At 71.4% G+C, this 23,260-nt stretch carries 26 protein-coding genes; 10 read left to right on the top strand and 16 right to left on the bottom strand.

Going from position 1 to position 23,260, the window contains the following annotated elements:
• Positions 1–18: 18 nt before the first annotated feature.
• Together AB1460_RS10925 and AB1460_RS10930 are read right to left on the bottom strand one after the other, a co-directional pair.
• The gene (locus AB1460_RS10925) at positions 19–750 is read right to left on the bottom strand and encodes a DUF72 domain-containing protein (protein ID WP_368960793.1); all 732 of its coding nucleotides are present in this window, start codon (positions 748–750) and stop codon (positions 19–21) included.
• 183 nt (positions 751–933) lie between these two features.
• Complete coding sequence (locus AB1460_RS10930) at positions 934–1,368, bottom strand: response regulator (RefSeq protein ID WP_368960887.1); 435 nt, start codon at positions 1,366–1,368, stop codon at positions 934–936.
• A 413-nt stretch (positions 1,369–1,781) separates the two neighbouring features.
• Here AB1460_RS10930 and AB1460_RS10935 point away from each other — a divergent pair, with 413 nt between their 5' ends.
• The 4 genes from AB1460_RS10935 (at position 1,782) to AB1460_RS10950 (ending at position 7,169) form a co-directional block, all read left to right on the top strand.
• The gene (locus AB1460_RS10935) at positions 1,782–3,326 is read left to right on the top strand and encodes a sensor histidine kinase (protein ID WP_420497250.1); all 1,545 of its coding nucleotides are present in this window, start codon (positions 1,782–1,784) and stop codon (positions 3,324–3,326) included.
• Positions 3,327–3,861: 535 nt separating this feature from the next.
• A complete protein-coding gene (locus AB1460_RS10940; RefSeq protein WP_368960795.1) occupies positions 3,862–5,085 on the top strand; it encodes an SfnB family sulfur acquisition oxidoreductase in 1,224 nt (407 codons plus the stop codon).
• A 126-nt stretch (positions 5,086–5,211) separates the two neighbouring features.
• Positions 5,212–5,535 (top strand): DUF6221 family protein, encoded by a 324-nt coding sequence (locus AB1460_RS10945; protein WP_368960796.1) that lies wholly within the window; start codon positions 5,212–5,214, stop codon positions 5,533–5,535.
• A 182-nt stretch (positions 5,536–5,717) separates the two neighbouring features.
• On the top strand, positions 5,718–7,169 hold the full coding sequence (locus AB1460_RS10950; RefSeq protein ID WP_368960798.1) for a serine hydrolase domain-containing protein: 1,452 nt from the start codon (positions 5,718–5,720) through the stop codon (positions 7,167–7,169).
• Positions 7,170–7,195: 26 nt separating this feature from the next.
• Here the strand turns inward: AB1460_RS10950 and AB1460_RS10955 are convergent, their stop codons facing one another.
• On the bottom strand, positions 7,196–7,381 hold the full coding sequence (locus AB1460_RS10955; RefSeq protein WP_368960799.1) for a magnesium transporter accessory protein: 186 nt from the start codon (positions 7,379–7,381) through the stop codon (positions 7,196–7,198).
• 190 nt (positions 7,382–7,571) lie between these two features.
• On the opposite strand from AB1460_RS10955, the gene AB1460_RS10960 reads away from it, so the two are divergent.
• Entirely contained in the window at positions 7,572–7,742 is a 171-nt protein-coding gene (locus AB1460_RS10960; RefSeq protein WP_368960801.1) for a CsbD family protein, read from the top strand.
• A gap of 198 nt (positions 7,743–7,940) precedes the next feature.
• Here AB1460_RS10960 and AB1460_RS10965 read toward each other — a convergent pair whose 3' ends face one another.
• The 4 genes from AB1460_RS10965 to AB1460_RS10980 all read right to left on the bottom strand — a co-directional run bounded on the left by AB1460_RS10965 (position 7,941) and on the right by AB1460_RS10980 (position 10,862).
• Positions 7,941–8,210 (bottom strand): GlsB/YeaQ/YmgE family stress response membrane protein, encoded by a 270-nt coding sequence (locus tag AB1460_RS10965; RefSeq protein WP_420497251.1) that lies wholly within the window; start codon positions 8,208–8,210, stop codon positions 7,941–7,943.
• Between the two features lie 327 nt (positions 8,211–8,537).
• Positions 8,538–9,257 (bottom strand): septum formation family protein, encoded by a 720-nt coding sequence (locus AB1460_RS10970; protein ID WP_368960802.1) that lies wholly within the window; start codon positions 9,255–9,257, stop codon positions 8,538–8,540.
• A gap of 134 nt (positions 9,258–9,391) precedes the next feature.
• A complete protein-coding gene (locus tag AB1460_RS10975; RefSeq protein WP_420497245.1) occupies positions 9,392–10,357 on the bottom strand; it encodes an alpha/beta fold hydrolase in 966 nt (321 codons plus the stop codon).
• 304 nt (positions 10,358–10,661) lie between these two features.
• Positions 10,662–10,862: a hypothetical protein gene (locus tag AB1460_RS10980; RefSeq protein ID WP_368960806.1), complete on the bottom strand. Its 201-nt coding sequence runs from the start codon at positions 10,860–10,862 to the stop codon at positions 10,662–10,664.
• A 264-nt stretch (positions 10,863–11,126) separates the two neighbouring features.
• Between AB1460_RS10980 and AB1460_RS10985 the strand changes: the two genes are divergently transcribed.
• Positions 11,127–11,399: a DUF4235 domain-containing protein gene (locus tag AB1460_RS10985; protein ID WP_368960807.1), complete on the top strand. Its 273-nt coding sequence runs from the start codon at positions 11,127–11,129 to the stop codon at positions 11,397–11,399.
• A gap of 147 nt (positions 11,400–11,546) precedes the next feature.
• Here AB1460_RS10985 and AB1460_RS10990 read toward each other — a convergent pair whose 3' ends face one another.
• The gene (locus AB1460_RS10990) at positions 11,547–12,149 is read right to left on the bottom strand and encodes a TetR/AcrR family transcriptional regulator (RefSeq protein ID WP_368960808.1); all 603 of its coding nucleotides are present in this window, start codon (positions 12,147–12,149) and stop codon (positions 11,547–11,549) included.
• A gap of 72 nt (positions 12,150–12,221) precedes the next feature.
• On the opposite strand from AB1460_RS10990, the gene AB1460_RS10995 reads away from it, so the two are divergent.
• Positions 12,222–13,838, top strand: coding sequence for an MFS transporter (locus tag AB1460_RS10995; protein ID WP_368960809.1), 1,617 nt, complete (start codon positions 12,222–12,224; stop codon positions 13,836–13,838).
• A 149-nt stretch (positions 13,839–13,987) separates the two neighbouring features.
• Positions 13,988–14,800: a thioesterase family protein gene (locus tag AB1460_RS11000; RefSeq protein ID WP_368960811.1), complete on the top strand. Its 813-nt coding sequence runs from the start codon at positions 13,988–13,990 to the stop codon at positions 14,798–14,800.
• A 73-nt stretch (positions 14,801–14,873) separates the two neighbouring features.
• Here AB1460_RS11000 and AB1460_RS11005 read toward each other — a convergent pair whose 3' ends face one another.
• Positions 14,874–15,143, bottom strand: a complete 270-nt coding sequence (locus AB1460_RS11005; protein WP_368960813.1) for a hypothetical protein — start codon at positions 15,141–15,143, stop codon at positions 14,874–14,876.
• Entirely contained in the window at positions 15,140–15,940 is an 801-nt protein-coding gene (locus AB1460_RS11010; RefSeq protein WP_368960815.1) for a hypothetical protein, read from the bottom strand. The genes AB1460_RS11005 and AB1460_RS11010 overlap by 4 nt, the downstream gene beginning before the upstream one ends.
• 381 nt (positions 15,941–16,321) lie before the next feature.
• Here AB1460_RS11010 and AB1460_RS11015 point away from each other — a divergent pair, with 381 nt between their 5' ends.
• Positions 16,322–17,503, top strand: a complete 1,182-nt coding sequence (locus AB1460_RS11015; RefSeq protein WP_368960817.1) for an alcohol dehydrogenase catalytic domain-containing protein — start codon at positions 16,322–16,324, stop codon at positions 17,501–17,503.
• An 88-nt stretch (positions 17,504–17,591) separates the two neighbouring features.
• On the opposite strand, the gene AB1460_RS11020 is transcribed toward AB1460_RS11015, so the two are convergent.
• Both AB1460_RS11020 and AB1460_RS11025 read right to left on the bottom strand, forming a co-directional pair.
• The gene (locus AB1460_RS11020) at positions 17,592–17,978 is read right to left on the bottom strand and encodes a nuclear transport factor 2 family protein (RefSeq protein WP_368960819.1); all 387 of its coding nucleotides are present in this window, start codon (positions 17,976–17,978) and stop codon (positions 17,592–17,594) included.
• 54 nt (positions 17,979–18,032) lie between these two features.
• Complete coding sequence (locus AB1460_RS11025; RefSeq protein WP_368960890.1) at positions 18,033–19,115, bottom strand: NAD-dependent epimerase/dehydratase family protein; 1,083 nt, start codon at positions 19,113–19,115, stop codon at positions 18,033–18,035.
• Between the two features lie 164 nt (positions 19,116–19,279).
• Here AB1460_RS11025 and AB1460_RS11030 point away from each other — a divergent pair, with 164 nt between their 5' ends.
• Entirely contained in the window at positions 19,280–20,407 is a 1,128-nt protein-coding gene (locus AB1460_RS11030) for a serine hydrolase domain-containing protein (RefSeq protein ID WP_368960821.1), read from the top strand.
• A gap of 26 nt (positions 20,408–20,433) precedes the next feature.
• Here AB1460_RS11030 and AB1460_RS11035 read toward each other — a convergent pair whose 3' ends face one another.
• The 4 genes from AB1460_RS11035 to AB1460_RS11050 all read right to left on the bottom strand — a co-directional run bounded on the left by AB1460_RS11035 (position 20,434) and on the right by AB1460_RS11050 (position 23,251).
• Positions 20,434–21,318 (bottom strand): trimeric intracellular cation channel family protein, encoded by an 885-nt coding sequence (locus tag AB1460_RS11035; RefSeq protein WP_368960822.1) that lies wholly within the window; start codon positions 21,316–21,318, stop codon positions 20,434–20,436.
• A gap of 285 nt (positions 21,319–21,603) precedes the next feature.
• Entirely contained in the window at positions 21,604–22,599 is a 996-nt protein-coding gene (locus tag AB1460_RS11040; protein WP_368960892.1) for an NAD(P)-dependent alcohol dehydrogenase, read from the bottom strand.
• Positions 22,600–22,619: 20 nt separating this feature from the next.
• Complete coding sequence (locus AB1460_RS11045; protein ID WP_420497246.1) at positions 22,620–22,901, bottom strand: hypothetical protein; 282 nt, start codon at positions 22,899–22,901, stop codon at positions 22,620–22,622.
• Entirely contained in the window at positions 22,901–23,251 is a 351-nt protein-coding gene (locus AB1460_RS11050; RefSeq protein WP_368960824.1) for an ArsR/SmtB family transcription factor, read from the bottom strand. The genes AB1460_RS11045 and AB1460_RS11050 overlap by 1 nt, the downstream gene beginning before the upstream one ends.
• Positions 23,252–23,260: the final 9 nt, after the last annotated feature.

A 23,260-nucleotide genomic window follows, 5' to 3' on the forward strand; every position in this document is an offset into this window, starting at 1 on the left:
GATCGCCCGTAGCGGCTGTCAGCCGACGATTTCCCGCAGTCGGCGGGCGTTGTGGACGGCGTTTCCGCCGCCGTCGTTGTTGAAGTAGACGTAGGTCTCGTGGCCGCTGGCCAGCCATTCACCCACCCGGTCCGCCCACCAGCGCAGGTCATTGTCGCCGTACGAGCCGCCGTAAAGATACCGGTGGTCGGGCCCGTGCAGGCGGACGTAGACGAAGGGGGCGGTCGCCCGGAGAACGCAGGGCAGGTCGGCCCCGCTCATCACGCAGTAGGCGGCCTGATGGCGCTCCAGGATCTGGAACACTGCCTCGTCATGCCAGCTCGGGTGCCGGAACTCGACGGCCACCCGCATCCACCACGGGAGCCGGCCGAGGAAGTACTCCAGGCGTGCGTCGTCGCGGGTGTGGTCGGGTGCCAGCTGGACCAGGAGGACGGCGCGTCGATCAGCCAGTTCGTGCCAGCCGGCGGCCGTCCGTTCGACCCAGATCTCCGGTTCACGCAGTCGTTTCCCGTGGGTGAGCCCGCGGGCTGCCTTGGCGGAGAGCTGGAACCCCTCGGGTAGGCGTGAGCGCAGCCGCTGGAAGGCGGTGTTCGACGGCCAGCGGTAGAAACTGGCGTTCAGCTCGACGGTCTCGAAGGTCTGGGTGTAGATCTCCAGCCATCGCTGTTTCGGTGTGCCCGGCGGGTATAGCACGCCGATCCAGTGGTCGTAGCTCCAGCCCGAGGCCCCGATGTGTGCCTGCGCGCCCACGCCGACGGCCGTCCCTTCTCCATGTTCCCGAGCCGCCAGTGGTTGTCAGCCGCTGTCAGCGGCTCGCGGAGGCTGTCAGTGGCCAGGACCACCGGTCGGCCGCCGGCGGGGCGGTCGCGCCAGCTCGTGCGTGCCGCTACGGCGAGGCCGCCAGGCGTGTGCCAGCACGGCACGGTCGCACGGTCAGGGCCGTGGCAGGCGTACCAGGCCGAGGTAGAAGTCATCGATGGTGTGGACGGTGTCGAGGAAGGCGTCGAGGTCCGTCGGTTTGCAGACGTAGGCGTTGGCGTGGAGCTCGTAGCTGCCGGCGACGTCGTCAGGTGCGTCCGAGGTCGTCAGGATGACGACGGGAATGGTCCGCAGCGAGCTGTCGGCCTTGATCGCGGCCAGCGTCTCGCGGCCGTCCATCCGTGGCATGTTCAGATCAAGAATGATCAGATCGGGCCGGCGCCTGGCCGGGTCCCGAAGGTATTCCAGCGCCTCCACCCCGTCGCCGACGGTGTGCAGGAGCTGGCCGAGCCCGCGGGAGAGGAAAGCCTCCTCGACGAGCAGGGCGTCACCGGCGTCGTCCTCGGCGAGAAGGATGTCGTAGGGGCGGCTCGGCGCGGCAGCGGTCATAAGCATGGTCTCCATCGGCCCCGTGCTCGGGTGGTGTCAGGGGCGCCGCGTCATCATCGCATGTCCGCGAAGCCCTCATGATGATCACAATGAGGGATGGGCGGCCGATCCTGCCTGCACGTTTTACCGTAAGGAGGGTGCGAGATCATGAGGCGCGGCTGCCGGTGCCGTAGTTTGCGATGGCTCACAGTCGCGCTGCTCCGTTCCCGGGCACCCGAGGCCGGCGACGGCGTTTCGGCGCGGGTGGGTCCGCACCACCCGGTCGGTGGGCTGGTGCGGGTGGCCGGCGGAAAGTAGGGAACGTGGCATCGCATGAGGCTGTCTCCGACGAGCTCGACCACCCGGCGAGCGGGGCAGCCGCGGCTTCGCCGGAGCCGGCACTCGAGCCGGAGCCCGGACCGGCCACTCGGCGGATGCCCATCGGGTGGACGACCAGCCGGTGGTTGACCGTCGGGGTGGGAGGTACCCTGGCGATGCTCGTCGTGCTCGGTCTGACCGGTGCCTGGCTGTTGGCCCACGGGACGACGGTGAACCAGCGGCTGGTCGACCGGAGCACCCCTGCCCTGATCGCCGCGGTGCGGCTGGACGCCTCGCTGGTGAACCAGGAGACGGGGGTGCGCGGCTACGGAATGACCGGCCATGCCGACTTCCTCGAGCCCTATCGCCTCGGGGTCGCGGAGCAGGACCGTGCCGTGCGCGAGCTGCGCCAGCTGCTGACCGCGGACGGCGAGCGCACCGCCGCCCTCGACGCGCTGCTGACCCGGGCGGACAGCTGGCACGAGAGGTACGCGGACCCGATCGTGGCCGCGCCGTCCGGCCGACCCGTGCCGCTCGCCACAGCGCAGGCGGGAGCCGGCAAGGCAGCCTTCGACGCGCTACGCGCCGCGAGCATTACCCTGAACAGGCAGCTGACCGAGGCCCGTGTGCAGGCGCGCGCCGACCTGGTCGCTGTCCGCACCCTGCGGAACTGGACCTTCGCCGCGATCGCGGCCGTGATCCTCGTCGTGGCGGTGCTGGCGTTCGTGGGGCTGCGCCGGGCCGTGTCCGGGCCGCTGGCCCGGCTTGCCGGCGATGCGGAGCGGGTCACCGCCGGCAGCTTCGATCATCCGATCCGCTCCGGTGGCCCCGCGGACATCCAGACCGTTGCCTGGGCTGTTGATCTGATGCGAAGCCGGCTCGCCGAGGCTTACACGACGTCCGAACAGGCCCGCCTGAAGGTTGATCGCCAGGCTGACGAGCTGCGTCGTTCCAACACCGACCTCGAGCAGTTCGCCTACGTCGCCTCCCACGACCTGCAGGAACCGCTTCGTAAGGTGACGAGTTTCTGCCAGCTGCTGCAACGCCGCTACGCCGGCCAGCTCGACGAGCGGGGCGACCAGTACATCGGCTTCATCGTCGACGGCGCGACGCGCATGCAGCGACTCATCCAGGATCTGCTCGCGTTCTCCCGTGCGGGCCGCGCGGATCAGCCCGCCGAGACCGTGGAACTCGAGCAGGTCTACGACCGCGCCACCGACAGCCTCGCGCTGACCGTTCAGGAGGCGGGCGCAGAGCTTTCCCACGACGTGCTCCCGGCCGTCATCGGGCATCCCTCGCACCTGGAGATGCTGCTGACGAACCTGCTCGGCAATGCCGTCAAGTTCCGCCACCCCGACCGCGCCCCGGTCATTCATGTCGGTGCCGTGCGGGCCGGCGACCAGTGGCAGATCAGCGTGACGGACAACGGCATCGGTATCGATCCTCAGTACAGCGACCGTGTCTTTGTCATCTTCCAACGGCTCCACGCCCGTGACGAGTTTCCCGGCACCGGCATCGGCCTCGCGCTGTGCAAGAAGATCATCGAATACCACGGCGGACGAATCTGGCTCGACACCGAGTACTCCGGCGGCACCCGGGTGGTCTTCACCCTGAACGCGGCCGGCCCGGCGGCAGCGGCCGGCACAGCCTCGGCCGTCTGACCGGAAGGACCGGGCCCCGGGGGTTCAGGTGCCGGCGGGTGGCCGTTCCGGCGCGCCGCTCGTGCCGTTCCCATCACCCGTGCCACTCGACCCACCGGTGTTGCCGGGCCCGTCGCGGCCCGCGTTCCGGGGGGCGAACATCATCCAGTGTGGATCTGACAGGCGTCGTCGGTGTTTCCTGGGCGGGCGTCACGGTTGTCTCCGTCCCGGACGCGAGCGCGGCTCACCCGGACCGAACGATGTCATCCCGTCTGAACAGCACGGATCACCCACATCCCGGGGGAGGTCCGAAAGTGCGTGGGATGCCGCTGCGTCGGCCAAAGCACACAGGTGGTCGGTGGAACCACCCGCACCCGGACTGTGGCAGGGCTGTCTGCCAACGCCGCCGTGTCCACAGGCCGACAGATGGCTCCCGGAGGCCGCACAGTGCGGAAATGCTCGTTCCGGCGACGGTACGCCGCACGCCGGATCAGCCGGGCCGGTCAGGACGCAGGGGCAGGGCACAGGGGCAGGGCACAGGGGACGGGGGACGGGGATGGTTCGGCAGTCGGGTGGAATGCGGGCAGCCGCACCGGTGATCGGGTCGGACGCGGCGGCGCTCGCCGTGGCGCGGAGCTACGCCGAGTCGATCGCCGACAGCGTGATCGAGCGGGACAGGTCCGGTGCCGTGCCGGCGGCGGCCCTGGCCGCTCTGGACGGCAGCGGCCTGCTGGGGGTCACCGTGCCGGCGGAGCACGGCGGGCCGGACGTCTCACCGGTCACCCTGGCCGAGGTCGTCCGCATCATCGCCGCGGTCGACCCGGCCATCGCCCAGACACCGCAGGCCCACTTCCTGTTCGTGGACGTCCTCGCCGTGTGGGGGAGTGACGACCAGCGGCAGCGGCTGTTCGCCGACGTCCTCGCCGGTGCCCGGATCGGCAACGCGCTGGCGGAGCGCGGCGGCCGGCACGCGCAGGACCTGCGCACCCGGCTGCGCGCCGACGGCGCGGGACTGCGCCTCGACGGGACGAAGTACTACTGCACCGGGTCGGTCACCGCCCGCTGGATCGCGGTCAGCGCCCTGGACGAATCGGATCGTCTCGTCGTCGCGTTCGTCGAGCGGGACGCCCCCGGCGTCGATGTGGACACCGACTGGGACGTGATGGGGCAGCGTGCCACGGTGAGCGGCACGACGACGCTGCGGGCCGCCCCCGTCGACCCGGCGCTCGTCGTGCCCTACCACCGCGCTTTCGAGGTCCCGCAGCAGCTGGGCGCCCGGGCCCAGCTGGTGCACGCCGCCATCCAGGTGGGCATCGCCGGTGGCGCGCTGCGCGACGCGACGGAGTTCGTGCGCATTCGCGCACGGCCGTTCTTCGAGGCGGCGCGCGGCGGGTGGGCCGACTCGGCCGGCCAGGACCCGCACACCATCCTGCGCCACGGCCGGCTCGTCACCCGGGTCCGCGCCGCCGAACAGCTCCTGCGCTGGGCCGCCGGTGAACTCCAGGACGTCGGGAGGCACCCGGCGGACGCCGACCAGGCCGCCCGCGGCTCCCTCGCCGTGGCCCAGGCGAAGGCGTTCGCCTGCGACATCGCCACCGAGGTGGCCAGTGACCTGTTCGCCCTCACCGGCGCCAGCGCCGCCGACGAACGCCACGATCTCAGCCGGCACTGGCGTAACGCCCGCACCCACGCCAGCCACGACCCCGTCGACTGGAAATACCATCACATCGGCAATCACGTGCTCAACGGCGTGCTCCCACCCAACCACGGTCAGCTCTGAGCGGACCGGCCCTGCGGACGGCTGAACAGCCCCGGCCTCCCAACGACGCGGCCAGGCTCTCCGGCGCGGCCGCCGGTCCGGCCAGCGGCTCGGCGTTGGCCCTACCGACCGGCAACCGGGGAGACCGTGCCTCACCTTCGGGCCCGCATCATCGACGGCATCGACCGGCTCGAGCAGATCGCGCGTGCCGTTCCCGGGCCGTCCATCTGGAACGCCCGACAGGTCGCCGGTATGACGGGGGTCGCGCTCCCGGCCGCCGAGCACGTCGCCCGGTGGAACCCGGCCGCCGTGCTCGCGTTCTGCGCCGGCCTGCGGGAGATCACCGAGCTGCACGGCTACCGGCACGACTGCGAGGGCGACAACGGGCCCTGGAGCGTCCCCGACGGCCAGGTCTGCGCCACCCTGCGCGCCACCGCGCGGATGCTCGGCATCGACCCGGACCAGCACTGAGGCAGTCCGGAGCTGACCCGGTCCGCTGCTGCCGGCGTCCGCTGCCGCCCGCGTCCGATGCTGCCGGAGTCCGCTGCGGCCCGCGTCCGATGCCGGCCCGCGTCCGGTGGCGGGTGCGGCGGAAAGCAGTGGCAGCTGTCGGCCGATGAGAAGATCCTGCGGGGATGGTCAGCGAGCCGGCGATGACGGTGTTTCCTGAGGAGCTTCTGCCGGGCACCCGCCGGGCGCTGCTGCACCGGCTGGCCGTCGGGCAGGCGGAGGGGCGCACGCCTTCGCTGGTCGGCGCCGTCGTACGGGCCGGAGAGCTGGTCTGGACTGACGGCAGGAGCATGATCGACGGGCACAGCCCCGACGCCGACGTCCAGTACCGGATCGGTTCGATCACCAAGACCTTCGTCGCGGTGCAGGTCATGCGCCTGCGTGACGAGGGCGCGCTGGACCTGGCCGACCCGCTGGAGCGTCACCTGCCCGCCGCCACCACCACTGCCACCGCCACCACCACTGCCACCGCCACCACTACGGCCGGAGCAGAGGCCGGGACGGGTGCCGGGGTCGGGTCGCTGACGATCGCCCAGCTGCTCGGCCACACCTCGGGTCTCGCGTCCGAGCCGCCCGGGCCGTGGTGGGAACGCACCCCCGGCACGCTGCGGCCACAGCTCGGTGACGTGTTCGGCGCGCCGGTGGTGCGCCATCCGGCGGGCCGCCGGTTCCATTACTCGAACCCTGGCTTCGCGCTGCTCGGCGCACTGGTGAGCCGGCTGCGCGGGCAGCCATGGGGTGAGGTGCTGCACCAGGAGCTGCTGGCGCCGCTCGGCCTCACCCGGACCACACTGACCCCGAAGCCCCCGCACGCCGGGGGCTTCGCCGTCCACCCGTGGGCGGATGTGATGCTGCCCGAGCCGTTGGAGGACACCGGCGTGATGGCGCCGGCGGGCCAGCTCTGGTCGACCGCCGCCGACCTCTCCCGTTGGGCCGCGTTCCTGGCCCGCGGCGCCGACGGCGTCCTGAGCGCCGACACCCTCGCCGAGATGCGCCAGCCCTCGTCCGGCCCGGACGGGGCGGACGACTGGACCACCGGTTACGGGCTCGGCCTGCACCTGCGACGCCAGGACGGCCAGGTCCTGTACGGCCACGACGGTTCCATGCCGGGCTTCCTGGCCAGCCTGCTGGTGAGCCCGCGGGACGACCTCGCCGCCGTCGTCCTCGCGAACGTGACCGCCGGCCCGGAGGTCGAGCTGATCGCCGCGGATCTGATCCGGATCGTCGCCGAGCACGAACCGCGGATCCCGGAGCCCTGGCGACCACTCGCGGCGGCTGATCCCGAGCTTCTCGCGCTCACCGGCCTGTGGCACTGGGGGCCGGCGCCACACCTGCTGCACCTGCGCGCTGACCGTGGACTCGAGCTCGTACCCCAGGGCGAGACTGGCCGTGGCGCCCGCTTCCGCGCCGAACCGGACGGCACCTGGACCGGGCTGGACGACTACTACGCGGGCGAGACGCTGCGCGTCGTCCGGGCGCCGGACGGCACCGCCTCCCAGCTGGACATCGGCACCTTCGTCTTCACCCGCGCGCCCTACGACCCAGCCTCGGGCATCCCCGGCGGGGTGGAGCCGGGCGGCTGGCAGACGTACTGACACGCGGGCTCCACCCCTCCGTGGTGTCAGGCGCGGCGACGGACCAGCGATCCGATGCCTCCGCCGAACAGACCGATCGCACCGAGCAGGATCCCGAAGACCCCGAAGGTGGTCGGCGTGTCCCAGGAAATGGCGGTGGTGAAAGCAAGCAGAACTCCGATCACGATAAGCGTGATCGCGGCAAGGGCACCAACTACACCCAGATCATTCATGTCGACGATCTACCCCGCAAACGCGGGTCATAACAACCAGAATCCGAGCCGGGCCGGCTGGCTTCGCCCGCCTTCAGTCGCGCTGCCGTGCCCCCGCGCCGCTGTTTCGGCCTGCGCGGGTGACCGTGCCGAGGCCGGGTATGCCGCACAGCGTCCGCACCCCCGTGGGTACCCGAAGGAGGAGTTTCCGATGAGCATGGTCGACAAAGCGAGGAATGCCCTGAAACGCTTCACGGGGCGCAGCAGGCGAACCGCGGGCCGGGTCAGCGGCGACCGGGAGATGGAAGCCCGGGGCGCCGCGGAGAAGATCGGCGGAGACGTGAAGCAGGCGGGCGAGAACCTCAAGAGCACCAGGCGCTGACCAGAACGACGAAGCTTCGCCAAGGGGCGGCGGCACCCGGCAGTTGCCGGGCGCCGCCGCCCCTTCTCCTACGCCGCCACCACCGTCGTCCGTCTCCCGCGGCGCTGCGCAACGCGAGAAGCCGACCAGCCCGTGGACTGGTCGGCTTCTCGCGTTGCGGCGTGCCGCGCGGGGCGAGGAGCTGGTGCCCCGGTCGGGTCAGTGCCGAGCGTGGGTGCGGCTGTGGCCGCGGCTCTGCACCGCACGCCAGATCAGGAGAGCGGCGATCGCGCCGATGATGGAACCGATGATCCCGGACGGCTGCAGCGCGCCCTCGCTGAGGTCATGACCGAAGAGAACATAGCCGAGCAGGCCGCCGATGAAAGAACCGACGACACCCAGAAGAATGGTTGCCGGAATGCTCATCGGGTCACGGCCCGGCACGACCAGCCGCGCCACCGCGCCTGCGATGAGACCGAGAACAATCATGCTGACAATGAACCAGAGCACGTTGACCACCTTCGTCGTGAGGAAAAAATCCGCGTCCGGGCCTCTGTGGCACACCTCGGTATCGAGAATGTGCTCTCCGGATGTTTCTCGACTGTCGGTGCTTTCGCCCCGCGCCGCTGATCCACGAGTACCCGGGCCACCGGGCAACAAACCTTTTCTCTTCCGGGTGGCTTCGCCACCCGCGACACGCGTCGCTTTCGGTGCAGGTGAGCGGACTGCCCGTGGTCGGGCGGCCCCTTCGGGCAGACCCGGTCCCGCTGGCCCCATCGGCCCGGAGCCCGCGTTCCAGAGCCCGAGGTCCGGAGGTCAGCCGGCCGGAGCCGCCGTCAGGCCGGTGACCAGCGCGGGTGTGCCCGCATCGCCGGCGAAGCCGATCTGCTCGTCGACCCGTGCCTGGTCGTCGATCCGCGCCTGGCCGGCACCTCGGGCCCCACCCTCGAACAACCGGAAAACGCGGGCGTCCCCCACAGAATCGCTCGAGACGATGCCGCAGGTCATCAATCGTTCGCCGCGGTCCCAGCCCAGTTCCTCGGGGTGGATCCCGCCGGCGGCGAAGCGTCCGTAGGGGTCGAGTGGGTAGCCGAGGTAGGCGCGGATGATGTCCGGGCAGGACCGATGGATGATCTCGCCCCACTGGTCGGGGGTGGGGTAGAGGTCGGAGATCGGGTGGTCGGCGAACAGTGAGGCCCGACCGGCCGCCTCGAACAGATGCGGGCCCGCGCACGGGACGTCGTCCACATCGGACATGGTCTTGTCCTGGTCCCAGGAGTAGCAGTGCCCGGTCAGCAAGTCGACGTTCAGGAGCTCGACGGACGGGTCCGTGGACGTCGTCGGCGACGGGGTGACGGTGTCACCTCCGGCCGCCGCGTTCCCGCCCGCCGGGTCCCTGGCCGCGGAGTCGTCGGAGTGGAGGGCGACCAGTCCCCAGATCACCGCCCCGAGAAGAACGACGTTGATCGCGATGGTGACGGCGTGGTCGCGCCAGCCTGTCCGCCATCTGCCGCCGCGATTGCTGATTCCGGGCACGCCGGCTTCTCCCTGGGCCAGAGGATCGGGGCACGTCGCGACGGATCGCGGACGGCCGCGACGGCCGAAGCTGTTCGGATCAATGTGCGCTCAACGCGGTGATCTGACTACCTTCCGCCGTGCAGCCGACCATGCTAGGGCAGGCTGCGAAGAAGTTCTCGGCTGGGGCCGGCCTCATGCCCCGGCACCTGACTCCCGGTCCGGCGTCTGCGCCGGACCGGTGCCGCGCGGTTGACGAGCTCGCGGATGCGGGCGCTGACGGCGTTCGGGCGTTCGAGGATCACCGCGTGCCCGGCGCCGGCCTCCACCGAGAGCTCGGCCTGGGGCAGGGCTTCCGCGAGTGTCCGGCTGTGTTCCAAGGGGGTCATGACATCGGCGTCGCCGACGAGCAGCAGGGTCGGGACGTCGCGCAGCACACCCGCCGCCGCCAGCCGGTCGTGGTCGAGCAGGGTGTGCAGGAAGGCGCCGACCACGGGGATCGGCGTATCCGCGATCATCGCCTCGAGTCGTCCGACCACCGCGTCCGGCACCCGGGTCGTGCCGAAGCCGAGCCGCCGGGTCAGGGCCTTCGACACCGAGCTGCCCCGCAACCTGGTCCGTTCGAGCAGCGGCGGTGAGTGCCGCATCGCGACAGCCACCCCGGGCAGCGCGCGGCGCACCGCGTTGGCAACCGCGGCGGGCAGTCCGAGAAGCGACCGGGCGAGCCCGCCCGCGCTGGTGGACAGCAGGGCCACGGCGACGACGCGGTCATCGAACAGTTCCGGGTGTGCCTCCGCCAGCCCGAGGATGGCCATCCCGCCCATCGAATGCCCGACGAGCACGATCGGGCCGGTGGGCACCCGGTCCTCGATGACGCGGCGCAGGTCGTCGGCGAGCTGGGTGATGGTGCAGTGCCCGGCGTCGGACGGTCCTGACCGTCCATGGGCGCGCTGGTCGTAGCAGACCGTCCGCCCCAGGTCGGCGAGGTTGCGGCGCTGGAAGGACCAGGCGTCCGCGGTCATGCAGAAGCCGTGCACGAAGACCAGGGTCAACTCCGCGTCGTCGGGCCCGGACTCCTCGACATGAAGAGGGACGCCGTCCGAGGCGGTCAGCGTCGTCACCCGCGGTGCCCGTGCCCGCGGTGCCTGCACGGCGGGGATTGACGGCTTCCCCCGTCCCCGCGCGTGGCCTGGTCGCGGTTTCCCAGTGACGTACCGCGCCCGCGCCGGGGTGGCGGGCCCGCGTGCAGCCCGGGTCATCAGTCCCACCTCGCCCTCTCCATCAGCTGGACAGGCTCCGCCAGCTGAACGGGAAGGACCTGCCCCTGACAGGGGGTGATAACCGGTTATGCCGCCCGAAAGCCGGGCCGCCGTGGGTGGGACGCTGGCGGCCCGGCCCGGCCCCGCCCAGCGGGGCGTGGCGGGTTCAGTTCAGGGACGGGCTGGTGCTGGCCGGCGCGTCCTTCTCGCTGCGGGGGAGGCCGGCGTCGGCTCGTTCCTTCGCGGTGCGGCGGGCGAGGACGTCATCGTCCAGTGGTCCGCTGATGCCGCCGTGCCGGGCCGGGTCACGCCACCCGGCGGCGACTCGCGCCGCGGTGTCCGCCGGTCGACGGCTGTCGTTTCCCATCAGCTCGCTCCTCTCGCGGCCGTCCGCCCGGAGACAGCGCCGGCGCTGTGGCCGGCGGGCGGCGGTAGGCACGCAGATTCCCGCCCGTTCCGCGCCAAAACGAGCGGCGGATCGATGGTGCCGGTAGTGGACAGCGGCGGCGGGAAGCGGTGAAACCTGGATTTACGCGGCCTCGCGGGGGGATACCCGTCCGAACATGGCACCGGCGTTCAAGCGGCGACGAAGCGTGTCGACGACGGTTGTCACCTTTCGTAGGAGGAGCGCGTGAGCAAGAGCGCGAAGATCGCGTACAAGCCGATCGGCCTGCTCGGCGGCCTGCTGGCCGGAACCGTCTCCGGCATGGTCGTGACGCGGGTCTGGGTGGCCGCCGCCGGCGAGGACGAGACGCCCTCGGCGCTGCGTGCGGACTACAACTTCGGCAAGGTCGTGGCCGCCGCCGCGCTGCAGGGCGCCGTCTTCGCCGCCACGAAGACCGCGTTCGAGCGTGCGGGTGCCGTCGGCTTTCACCGTCTCACCGGTGCCTGGCCCGGAGACTGATCGGAGCAGCTGTCGAACTACTACAGCGGGCAGGTGCTCACCCCCGTCGGTGGCGAGGCCAGGCCGGGCTGAGCCGGTGCGCCCCGCCGACGTCGCCCGGTCGGCAGGTGGCGCTCCCTGGCGTCAGGTCAGGTCTTCACCGTGGTGTCAGGTCTGCGTGGCGGCGTCCACGATGGTCTGCAGGGCGGGTGCGCACCGATGGACGATCGCGTCGGGGGTCATCGAGGCGATCGGTTCCAGCTCCAGGACGTAGCGGCTGAGGATCAGGCCGGCCACCTGCGAGCTGAAGGCGGCGGCGTGTTCCGGGCCGTCCGGCCCGCCGAACCGGGCGGTCAGGCGGTCGATGAGCTCCCGCCCCACCGCCTCCCGGACGAGGCGGGTCAGTGCCGGGTCCGTCATCGCCGTCGTCAGCATCGTGCGCAGCGGCGGCCCCGAGGTCGGGTCGTCCCAGACGCCCAGCATCCCGCGCAGCACGCGCTCCGCCAGCCCGTCGCTCTCCCCCGCGAGCAGGGGATCGAGGACGTCCGCCGGGTTGACGGCGAGGGACATCGATGCGGCGAACAGGCCCTGCTTGGAGCCGAAGAAGTAGCTCGGCAGGGCGCCGTCGACGCCGGCGGCGGCCGCCACTGAGCGAAGCGTCACCGCCTGGTATCCGTCTGTGAGGAACCGTTCGCGGGCCGCGGTCAGGATCCGTTCGCGCGTGTCCGAGCCGCCCGGGCGGCGCCCTCGGCCCACAGTCTTATTCTGCACTGTTGAATTCTAGCCGGACGTCTGTCACAGTCATAATTCAGCGGTGTTGAAATCACTGGAGGGCGGCCGGTCATGGCAGTCAGGGAAAGATCAGGGACCTCGGGGCCCGGGCAGGGCCCGGTCATGGTCGTGGTGTGCGTCGCGCTCGCGACCGTCGTCGCGGCGATGGCCTCGCTCAACGTGGCGCTGCCCGACATCGCCCGCAGCACCCGGGCGAGCCAGACCCAGCTGGCCTGGGTGGTCGACGCCTACTCGTTGATCTTCTCCTCGCTGCTGCTTCCGGCCGGCGCCCTCGGTGACCGTTACGGGCGCCGACGGGCACTGCTCATCGGCCTCGCCGTGTTCGGCACCGGCTCCGTGGTGGCGATGACGGTGTCGACGGCCGGTGCCCTGATCGTGCTGCGCGGCGTGCTCGGGCTCGGCGCCGCACTGGTCATGCCGGCCACCCTGTCGACGATCACCGCCACGTTCCCCGAGGCCCAGCGGCCGCGGGCGGTCGCCACCTGGGCGGCCGTGGCCGGCGGCAGCGCCGTCATCGGTCTGCTCGCCACCGGGCTGCTCCTCGAGGCGTTCTCGTGGCGGTCACTGTTCGCGCTCAACGTCGTGCTCGCGGCGGCGGCGATCGCCGGAACGCTGCGCTTCGTCCCCGAGTCGGCCGACCGGCACGCTCCCCGGCTCGACGCGGTCGGCGCGATCGTCGCCGTCGTCGGCCTGGTCGCGCTCGTCTACTCGGTGATCGAGGCGCCGAACGCCGGCTGGCTGAGTGCGCGCACCCTGGGCGGAATCGCGGCCGGCCTCGGCGTGCTCGGCGGCTTCGTCGCGTGGGAGCTGCGCCAGGCCCACCCGCTGCTCGACCCGCGACTGTTCCGGCACCGGGCGTTCTCCGCCGGCACGCTGTCCATCCTGGTGCAGTTCTTCGCCTTCTTCGGCTTCATCTTCGTCGTGCTCCAGTACCTGCAGCTCGTCCGCGGTGACAGCGCCCTGCTCGCCGCCGTGAGCATGCTGCCGATGGCGGCGGCCATGATGCCCGTCGCCCGCCAGACGCCACGCCTTGCCGCGCACCTCGGCGCGAGGAACGTCTGCGTCGCCGGGCTCGTCCTGATCGCCACGGGTCTCGTCATGCTCTCCCGGGTCGATGCCACGAGCAGCTACTGGCTGATCGTCGCGGGCCTGGTTCCGCTGGGAGCGGGCATGGGTGCTGCCATGGCGCCGGCGACGACCGCGATCACCGAGGCGCTGCCCGCGTCGAAGCAGGGCGTCGGTTCCGCAGTGAACGATCTCGCGCGGGAACTCGGCGGCGCGCTGGGCATCGCCGTCATCGGCAGCGTCCTGGCTGCCTCCTACCGCAGCAGTCTGGACCTGCCCGGCCAGCCGTCGGCTCTGGCCGAGCAGGCACGTTCGTCACTTGCCGTCGCATCCCACCTCGGCGGTGCCGTCCAGGCCCACGCGCAGGACGCGTTCGTCAGCGGCATGCGGACGGCACTGCTGTGCGCGGCGGTCGCCGTCACCCTCGCCGCGGCCGGCGTCGCCGCCCTCCTGCGGAACCACGGCATCCCGGCGTCACCGGCGTCACCGGCGTCCCCGTCCTCGCCGGCCTCCGAGGTCTCCGAGGCATCCCCCGTTCCCGGGGCTCCCGGGGCTCCCGCGGACGCCCGGACCTCGGACGAACTCCAGCCCACCACCAGGTGACCGCCAGTCCCAGGTCGCGCCCGTCGGTGACCGCCTGTCGGTGACCGCCAGGTCGCGGGCGCGACCTGGGACCGCCCGGGTGGAATCGGGGTCTCCGTCCGCGTCGTTGCTGCTCATGCCGGCTGCCCGCCATGCCAGAGGAGAGCCACTTGTCGACCAGCGGACCGACGTCGGACAGCTACTACGTGCGCACGGGCGAGCATCGATTCAAGCCCACCAGCCACGCGGGCGGCGCCTGGCACGATGACGAGCAGCACTTCAGCCCGCTCGGTGGTCTCATCGTCCACGCGATCGACCACCACACGGCGGCGCGTCCGCACGGCGAGATGGTCCTGGGCCGGATCAGTTTCGACATCCTCGGGAGTCCTGCCCTCGACGAGTGCGAGATCCGGGTGGAGACCGTCCGGCCCGGCCGCACCATCGAGCTGGTCGAAGCCACCGTGCTCATGGCTGACCGGCCCCTCGTCCGGGCCCGGGCGTGGAATCTCGCGGTGCTGGACAGCAGCAGCGTCGCAGGCGGCGGCGCCGAGCAGCTCCCGCATCCCGACACGCTCGCGCCCTGGCCACTGAGCACGGTGTGGCGCGGGGGCTACATCGACTCGGTAAACGTCCGACCGCTCACCGAGCCGCGGCCGGGACGCACCACCGCCTGGATCTCCAGCCGCGTCGACCTCGTCGCCGGGGAGGCAGCCAGCCCTCTGGCCTCCTTCGTCGCGCTCGTCGACACCGCCAACGGCATCGCCGTACGCCAGCCGCCCACCGCCTGGATGTTCCCCAACCTCGACCTGACGGTGCACCTCCACCGCCAGCCCCAGGGCAGGTGGGCGGGCCTGGACACCACGGTCGTCTTCGGTGACACCGGCCAGGGACTCACCAGCACCGTCCTGCACGACCTCGCCGGCCCGGTCGGGCACGCCCGGCAGATCCTCACCGTCCGCCCGCAGGACCCCCCGAGCCCGTGACCGCGAGCCCGTGACCGCGAGCCCCGCCCAGCTCGGCCAGTCAAGGTCGGCGTGATCGGCCCGGTCGAGGCGGTCAGCCCCGGCCACCCCGGCCCTGCGGCTCCCGCCAGCCCTGGACGACGAACACGAGCAGCATTCCCGCGAGGCAGAGCAGGCCGAGGAGCGAGATCGCGCGGTGGTCGCTGAGCCTGGCCGCGATCTGGCCCAGCGCCAGTCCGGCGAACAGCAGCACCAGCGCCGACGTCCGGGACAGTCGGCTCATGGCCGACCAGTGCCCGGGCATGCGCCGGCGGACGGCCTCGGCGACGAAGTGCGCGGCGGGCGGGCGTCGTCGTCCGCTCACGGCTCGCCCCCGGTGAGCGTCCAGCCGTCGAGAAACAGAGTGGCGAGAAGCACGGACCCGGGAAGAACCGTGACCGCCCCACCCACCGCGAAGCCGAGCGCACCGCCCGCCAGGATGCCGACGAGCACAAGCAGTGGAGCACGGCGCCACCAATGTGGGGGCAGCGGCGAATCGTCACGGAGAACGACAGGCCTGCCGTCAGACCCGAGTTCGACGTGTACGCCGGGACGGGAGGTCAGCTCATACCCCTTCGGTGGTGTCCGCCGGACCCTCCCGACGGGCACGAGACGGACGCCGCCGGGCAGCTCGATGACGAGCGGTCCCGTCGGCCCCGGGCGCGCCGGCTTCCCCCGCACCATCACTCGGACGTTCTCCGGTGTTTCTTCGACCGCCGGATGCCACATCACCCGCTGCCAGCCGTACGGCACCGGGTTTCCGATTTCGCGCAGCATGAGCCAGGTAGTCGGATGGGTGAGGCCGGTCCTCTCGATCCGCCGTCCGATCCGGGCGTCAGCGACCATGGTGCGCCCGGGCTGGGTGGCGGAATGCCGGAAACGCAGACCCCGTACCCCCCACCACAGCGGCACGACAATCACGGCGACACCCGCGTCGGCGATGAACATGCTCGTGAAGATTTGTGTCTGCCAGGCGGTGTAGGCGGCGATGACCGTGAAGCCGACCAGGCTGGCCGAGATCCCGAGCAGTGCCGCCCGCAGTACCGGGCTGCGGCCGAGCCGGCCCGCGTTTCCTGCCTCGGCGGTCGCGGCCTCGGAGAGGGGCCGGGAACGGGTGTTCATGGATATCCGGGAAAGGGCATATCGTCCCCTTTCGGGGTAGCGTGAAGAAATCCACCACGGCACGCCAGATGGAATGTCAGCACCTCGGCGGATGGTGAGTCAGAAATGGCTGCGGCCGGGCGTCGGCCCAGGCAGAGCAGCGATATCGGCGATCAGAGGCCTCCAGGGGAAGTCGGCAAATACGGCTTCGGACAGCACAAACTGCTTCGCCGACCAGACTTCCCGGCACACCGAGAGCCACTTTATCGACTTATCTCCGCACTCGCAATCGATGCACGCCTTCCCGCGCCTCCCGTCGGGGGCGTTTCGGTGCCGGGGGTCCGGGGACGGGCTCGTCAGGAACGGGTGATGCGACGGGCGGGAACAGGCGGGAGAGCGACGATGAAGGCAGTGACATGGCACGGCCGGCGGGACGTGCGGGTCGACGAGGTGCCCGACCCGCGGATCGAGCAGCCGGGTGACGCGGTCATCCGGGTGACCAGTACCAACATCTGCGGGTCGGACCTGCACCTCTACGAGCCGCTGGCGGCCTTCATGACGCCCGGCGACATTCTCGGCCACGAGGCGATGGGTGTCGTCGAGGCGGTCGGGGACGACGTCGGTGACCTCACGGTGGGCCAGCGGGTCGTCGTGCCGTTCCAGATCTCGTGCGGCGCATGTTTCATGTGCCACGAGCAGCTGTACTCGCAGTGCGAGACGACGCAGGTCCGCGACCAGGGGACGGGGGCGGCCCTGTTCGGGTACTCGAAGCTCTACGGGCAGGTTCCCGGCGGGCAGGCCCAGTATCTGCGGATTCCGCACGCCGACGCCACGCACATCAAGGTCCCCGAGGGTCCGGCCGACGAGCGTTTCGTGTACCTGTCGGACGTCCTGCCGACCGCGTGGCAGGCGGTGCGGTACGCGGCGGTCCCCAAGGGCGGGACGGTGGTGATCCTTGGCCTCGGCCCGATCGGGGACATGGCCGCGCGGGTGGCGGCGCACGAGGGTGCCCGGGTCATCGCCGTCGATCTGGTCCCCGACAGGCTCGCCCGCGCCGCCGCCCGCGGCGTCGAGGTGCTCGACCTTCGGCAGCACCGCAACGATCTCGGGGACGTCCTGCGTGACATGACCGCGGGGCGGGGGCCGGATTCGGTGATCGACGCGGTCGGGATGGAGGCCCACGGCACGCCGGTGGCCCGGGCGATGGTCCAGGTCGCCGCTCGCCTGCCGGCCGCGGTGGGGGCGCCGCTGGCCCGGACCGCGGGTGTCGACCAGCTCGGCGCGCTGCGCTCGGCGATCGACATCGTCCGCCGCGGCGGGACGATCTCGCTGAGCGGCGTGTACGGCGGGATGGCCGACCCGCTACCGATGATGACGTTGTTCGACAAGCAGATCCAGCTCCGGATGGGCCAGGCGAACGTCCGCCGGTGGGTGCCGGAGATCCTGCTGCTGCTCACGGACGACGACCCGCTCGGCGTCGACGGGTTCGCCACCCACGTCCTGCCGCTCGACGAGGCACCCCAGGCCTACGAGATGTTCCAGCGCAAGCAGGACGGTGTCGTGAAGGTCGTCCTGCGGCCATAGTGCCGTTGCCGTGACCGGCGGGGTTCGCCCCGGCCGGTCACGGCGCTGTCGGCTTTGCTTCGGCGCTGTCGGCTTCGCTTCGGAAGGGTCAGGAGGCCTCGAACACCGGATCCAGGAAGAACCGGGTCCAGGCGATCCGCCCGTCGGCGGCCCCGGAGATGACCACTCCGCGGATCAGGGTCGCCGCCCCGTCCGTCGCGGTGCCGCGCATCTCCCACTCCGACCAGGTCTCGGCTCCGTCCGAGGTCGAACGCAGGACGTCCGCGTGGAGATCGGGAGTGCGCGCGAGGATGGCCGTCCAGTTCTCGCGGACCTTCTGGTTGCCGGTGAACCCCTGGGAGGGGTGCAGCGGCACCTCGGTGCGGTAGTCCTCGGTGAAGCACGCGGCCACGGCGGCCGGATCGTGCCCGTTGATCGCGTCCCGCAGCCGGACGATCGAGGCGTCGTGATGGGTCGAGGTCATGATCGAGGTCATGGTGAACCGATTCTCCGATCGAGAGGGTTCAAACCGTGGATCAGGCGCCGGTGGTCAGGGGCGGCGGCCGACGCCGGTGAGGACCTCGCGCACCCGGCCTGCGGGTGTGCTCGGGGCGAGGGCCGCGGTGCCCTCGCCGGCGCCCTGTCGGAGTCCGACGAGGAAGCTCTGCAACGCGGTGTGGGCGTCGTGCCGTGGTACCCAGCCGAGTTCCGTCCGGGCCCGGGTCGTGTCCATGAGGGGCAGGCGCAGGACGGCGTCGAGGAGCCCGGGTTCGGTGGGTACCAGGTGCAGGCGCCAGGCCGCCGCGAGCGCTGCCCGCGCCGCCTTCGCGGGCAGTCGGACGGTCCGGGCGTCGAGGGCTTCGGCGAGGAGCCGGCTGTCGACCACGGGATCGGTGGCGATGTTGAACGGCCCGCGCACGGTCCGCTCGGCGGCGAGCCGGTAGGCCTCGCCCACGTCCTCGGCGTGCACCACCTGGAAACGCAGCCCGGGCAGGTCGGGGATCACCGGCACCGTGGCGGGCCGGACCAGCGCGCCGGGCAGGAACGGCCCGGCGAACAGGCGTCGCTGCTGGCTGGCCGCCCGCCGCTGGAAGATGAATCCCGGGCGGAGCCGGACCACCCGCATGGCCGGATGATCACGTTCGAAGGTGTCGAGGACCCGCTCGACGTAGGCCTTCTCCCGGGTGTAGGCAGCGCCGGGCCAGCCATGGGTCGGCCAGCTCTCGTCGACGGCACGGTCCTTCGGCCCGGGTGAGTACGCCCCCACCGACGAGGCGCACACCAGCGCCGGGACTCCCGCCCGCGCCGCGGCCTCGAACACCCGGGTGCTGCCGAGGACGTTGGTCCGCCAGGTCGTCAGCGGATCGTGCGTCGGCTGAAACAGCCACGCGAGGTGCATGACCACGTCGGTGCCGGCGAACACGTCGTCCAGATCGTCCTCGGCGACGTCGGCCGCCACCCAGGTGCTCTTGTTCGTGCTCCAGGGCGGCGGCCGGCGGGCCACACCGGTGACGCGGGCGATCGCGGGTGCGCGGTCGAGAGCCGCCAGGATGCTCGTGCCGACGTTGCCGGACGCCCCGACGACGACGACCCGGACCCCGGAGGGGGACGTCCCGGGGGCGGGCGTTCTGATGATGGACGTCCCGGTGGGGGTTTCCGGCGAGCTCTGCACCTGGTGCCTCCTCGTCCTGGTGGTCTCCCGTACCGGCAGGGTCGCCGCTCAGGAGCAGGCAAAACACGGCGGGCCCCGCGGAAACTCGATGGATCAGCCTCACGATCCGCCCTAGGGTCCGGAGTGTGACGGAGGTAAGCGGCACAGCCACGGACACCTACGAACCCGTGCGCGCGGTCCTCGCGGCCCAGCTCGACGCCGACGACACCGAGGCCGGGGCCTCGGTGGCCGTCCACATCGACGGCGAACCGGTCGTGGACATCTGGGGCGGATACGCCGACGACGCCCGCACCACTCCCTGGCAGCGGGACACGATCGTCAACGTCTGGTCGACGACGAAGACGATGACTGCCCTGTGCGCGTTGATCCTCGCCGACCGCGGCCTGCTCGACCTGGACGCGCCGGTCGCCCGGTACTGGCCGGAGTTCGCCGCGGCTGGCAAGGAGAACCTGCTGGTCCGCCACGTCGTCTCGCACACCGCCGGCCTGCCCACGCTGTACGGCCGCCGGACGATCGCGGATCTGTACGACTGGCAGGCTGTCACGGAGCGGCTGGCAGCCCAGGCCCCGGAGTGGGAGCCGGGCACCGCCGCCGGCTACCACAGCATCACCCAGGGCTACCTGGTCGGCGAGGTGGTCCGCCGGGTCACCGGCCGCACGCTCGGGACGTTCTTCGCCGAGGAGGTCGCCGGCCCGCTCGGCCTCGACTTCCACATCGGGCTCGCGGCGGAACACGACCACCGCGTCGCTCCGGTGATCCCGCCCCCGTCGGAGTTCGCCCATCCCCCGGAGGAGACGGGCCAGGAGGGCGATGGCCAGGAGGGTCAGGGTGACGAGACCGAAGGCGGCCCGCGGCTCTACGCCTCGGCAGCGAACACCGTCGCCTGGCGGCGGGCGGAGATCCCGGCGGCGAACGGGCATGGGAACGCCCGCTCGGCCGCCGCCGCGCAGTCCGTGCTGGCCTGTGGCGGATCCGTGCGCGGGGTGCGGCTGCTGTCGGAGGCGGGCTGCGCACGTGCCTGGGAGGAGCAGTTCCGCGGTGTGGACCGTGTCCTGGGCGGCGGCCCGGTCTGCTATGGCATGGGGTACCGGCTGGAGGGCCGGGCCTGTTCCTGGGGTGGCTGGGGCGGCTCGATCGTGCTGTTCGACCCCGATCACCGCATGGCCGTGTCGTACGTGATGAGACGGATGCGCGAAGGCGACAGCCGTGGCCTCGAGGTCATTCTGGCCACGTACGACTGCCTTACCCGCTGACGACCTGGGCCAGGTGGTGCTGTAGATCACCGCGGTCGGCGGGCTCGGAAATCTGCTCGGTAATCTGCTCTGTGGCGTGACGAACCTGCTCCACGTGTTCGGGGCCGCCCAGCTGCTGGCGATTCTGAACGCGCTGCTCGGGCGGTGACCGGCTCGTTCCGCGGCCGCCCCGGGCCGGGGGCTTCGCCGGCCCAGGACGGCCGCGTACTCAGAGCCAGACGCTCGGGAAACGCGGCTGTGGGCCCGCCCCGAGGTCGGCCGCCGCCTCCGCCCAACGAGATCGGGTGGGTCGGCCGGGCCTCGGAACGGACGGCCTCACGTCGACGTCGCCGCGCCAGCCGCGCGCCGTGCACCGTGCCGACACGGAGCAGGAGGACGCCGATCAGCAGTGCGGTCGCGGTGGGAGCCTCCTCGCAGTGCGGGCCCATCGTCCAGCACAGCACGCCGAGGACGAGCGGCGGAACCAGGCAGGACCTGTCCCTGAACACCATGGGCGTCCTGCCGGCCACGACGTCACTACAGGCGCCGCCACCCACCGCCGTCAGCGCGGCGAAACCGAGTGTCGGAACGATGCCCAGCCCGGCGTTGCGCGCGGCCTGCGCGCCGATGTAGGAGAAGGCGACCAGTCCCACCGAGTCCAGGATCTCCATGGGGGTGGAGATCCGGTCGACGTGACGGCGCCCGGCGAGGGCGAGCGTCACCGCGACCATGACCGCGTACACGTAGGCGTAGTCGTGGAAGTAGGCCGGCTGGCGGTCGAGAAGAAGGTCGCGGACGGTTCCGCCACCAAGCGCCGTGAGGGTGCCGCACGTGATGACACCCCAGAGGTTCAGGCGGCTCTCCGTGGCGCTGCTTGCGCCGAAGAACGCGAAGGCGAAGACGCCGACGAGATCGAGCAGTCGAATATCCACGCTCAGCGCGCCCCAAGGTGCATTGCGGCTCCTTCTTCGAGGCCAGGTGTTCCACGCCGTCGTGGGCCCGTACTTCGTCGGCGATTCCCCGGTGATATCTGCGGGACTCGCCCACCCCTACTCGTCCGGAGGCGTTGTTTCTAGCTGCGCGACAACCGTACCGCCCTGCTCTCCGGCTGGGTAACGACAGACCGGAGCGGTACATCACAGCGGTGTGAGTGAACCGTTCGCACGCGCTGGACGTCAGGAAAAGGCGCACCGTGTTGCGCTCGCGCGGCGCGGTCCTCACCCGACGGTGAGGACGACCTTTCCCGGTGCGTGGCCCTCCTCCTGGTAGGCGACGGCCGTCGGCATCTCCTCGAACGGGTAGGTGCGGTCAATGACCGGCGTCACCTCGCCGCTCTCGAGGAAGCGGGTCAACGTCACGAGATTCGCCCGGTTCTCCGCGCCCGTGCATCTGCCGATTTCGGCCATGACCATCCGCTGGGGCACGAACGGCGACTGGGCTACGGCGGCGAAGACATGGCCGGCTGGCTGCACCCATCGGCCGGCGTTCCCGCCGACCGCGACGAAGGTCCCGCCCCTGGTCAGCACTCGGCGGCAGGCCGCAGCCGGGCGGCTCCCCGCGTTGTCGATCAGCAGCTCGTAGGGCTGTTCGGCCCGGGTGAAGTCGGCCGTGGTGTAGTCGACGACCTCGCTCGCGCCGAGGGAGGAGACCAGCTTCGTGTTCCGGGTGCTGCAGACACCGGTGACCTCCGCACCGAATGACCGAGCGAGCTGCACCGCGAACGTGCCCACCCCACCCGACGCGCCGTTGACGAGAACACGCTGCCCGGCCTGGAGTCGCCCCTGGTCGCGCACGGCGAGCAGCGCCGTGCAGGCCGCCAGCGGTACCGCGGCCGCCTGCGCGAACGACAGGTTCGCCGGCTTCGGCGCCAGCTCGTCGGCCCGTACGCACACGTACTCGGCGAAGCCACCGTGGCTGAGCAGGGCGAACACCTCGTCGCCCGGTTCCGGACCCGTGACGCCCGGCCCGAGGGCCTCGATCTGCCCGGCAACGTCCGCCCCCAGGATGGGGAACCGCGGCCGGCGCAGCCCGACCCCGCCACCCATGACCCGCGCGAGATAGGGCTGACCGCGCAGGTGGTGCCAGTCGTACGGGTTCACGGAGGTGGCGTGTATCCGCACCAGCACCTCTCCAGGCCCGGGAGTGGGCCGGGGGACCTCGGTGAGCCGCAGGGAGTCGGGCGGGCCGAAACGGTCGCAGACGAAGGCCCGCATGGTGGCGGTCGTGGTGGTGCTCAATCGACGCTCCTGAGGATCTTCTCGATCGACGCCGTCCGGGTGCGCAGCTCGGAGACGTCGGTGGCCACCCGCTGCTGGGCGTCCAGGGTGTTCTCGGCCAGCTGCTCGAAACGCCCGACGAGCTGTCGCAGATCCTCGGTCTGGACCGTACGCAGCTTCGTCTTGCGGTAGTCGACGGTGAACCACAGGACGGCGACGATCACGACCGTGACAGCCGTCATGAAGCCGACGGCGGCGATCGCCTCACCGCTCCCGAGATTTTCTGCGGCGATGTACATCAGGGACTCTCCTTGGGAGCGGGACCCTTCTCCGGGTCAGGGGCGGTCAGGGTGCGGGCTGCCTCGGCGAGGGCCGCCGCGGTCAGGTGGAGGTCGAAGTCGGTGATCTCGTAGTACTTCATGGCCTTGCCGTCGTCGGAGAGCTCGAGGCTGCCGGCGACCAGGCCCGCGCTTTCCAGGCGCTGCAGGTGCATGTGGAGCAGGGGACGACTGACCCCGATCTCGCGGGCCAGGTGACTCACGTAGTCCCGCCCGCCAGCCAGCGTCGCGACGATGCGCAACCGCAGTGGGTTGGCCAGCGCCGCCAGGATCGTGACCAGCTCGTCGCCGGTCGGCCGGTCTCCTGTCATGGCCCTCCG

Source organism: Parafrankia sp. FMc2 (genome assembly GCF_041008525.1).
Taxonomy (GTDB): Bacteria; Actinomycetota; Actinomycetes; order Frankiales; family Frankiaceae; genus Parafrankia.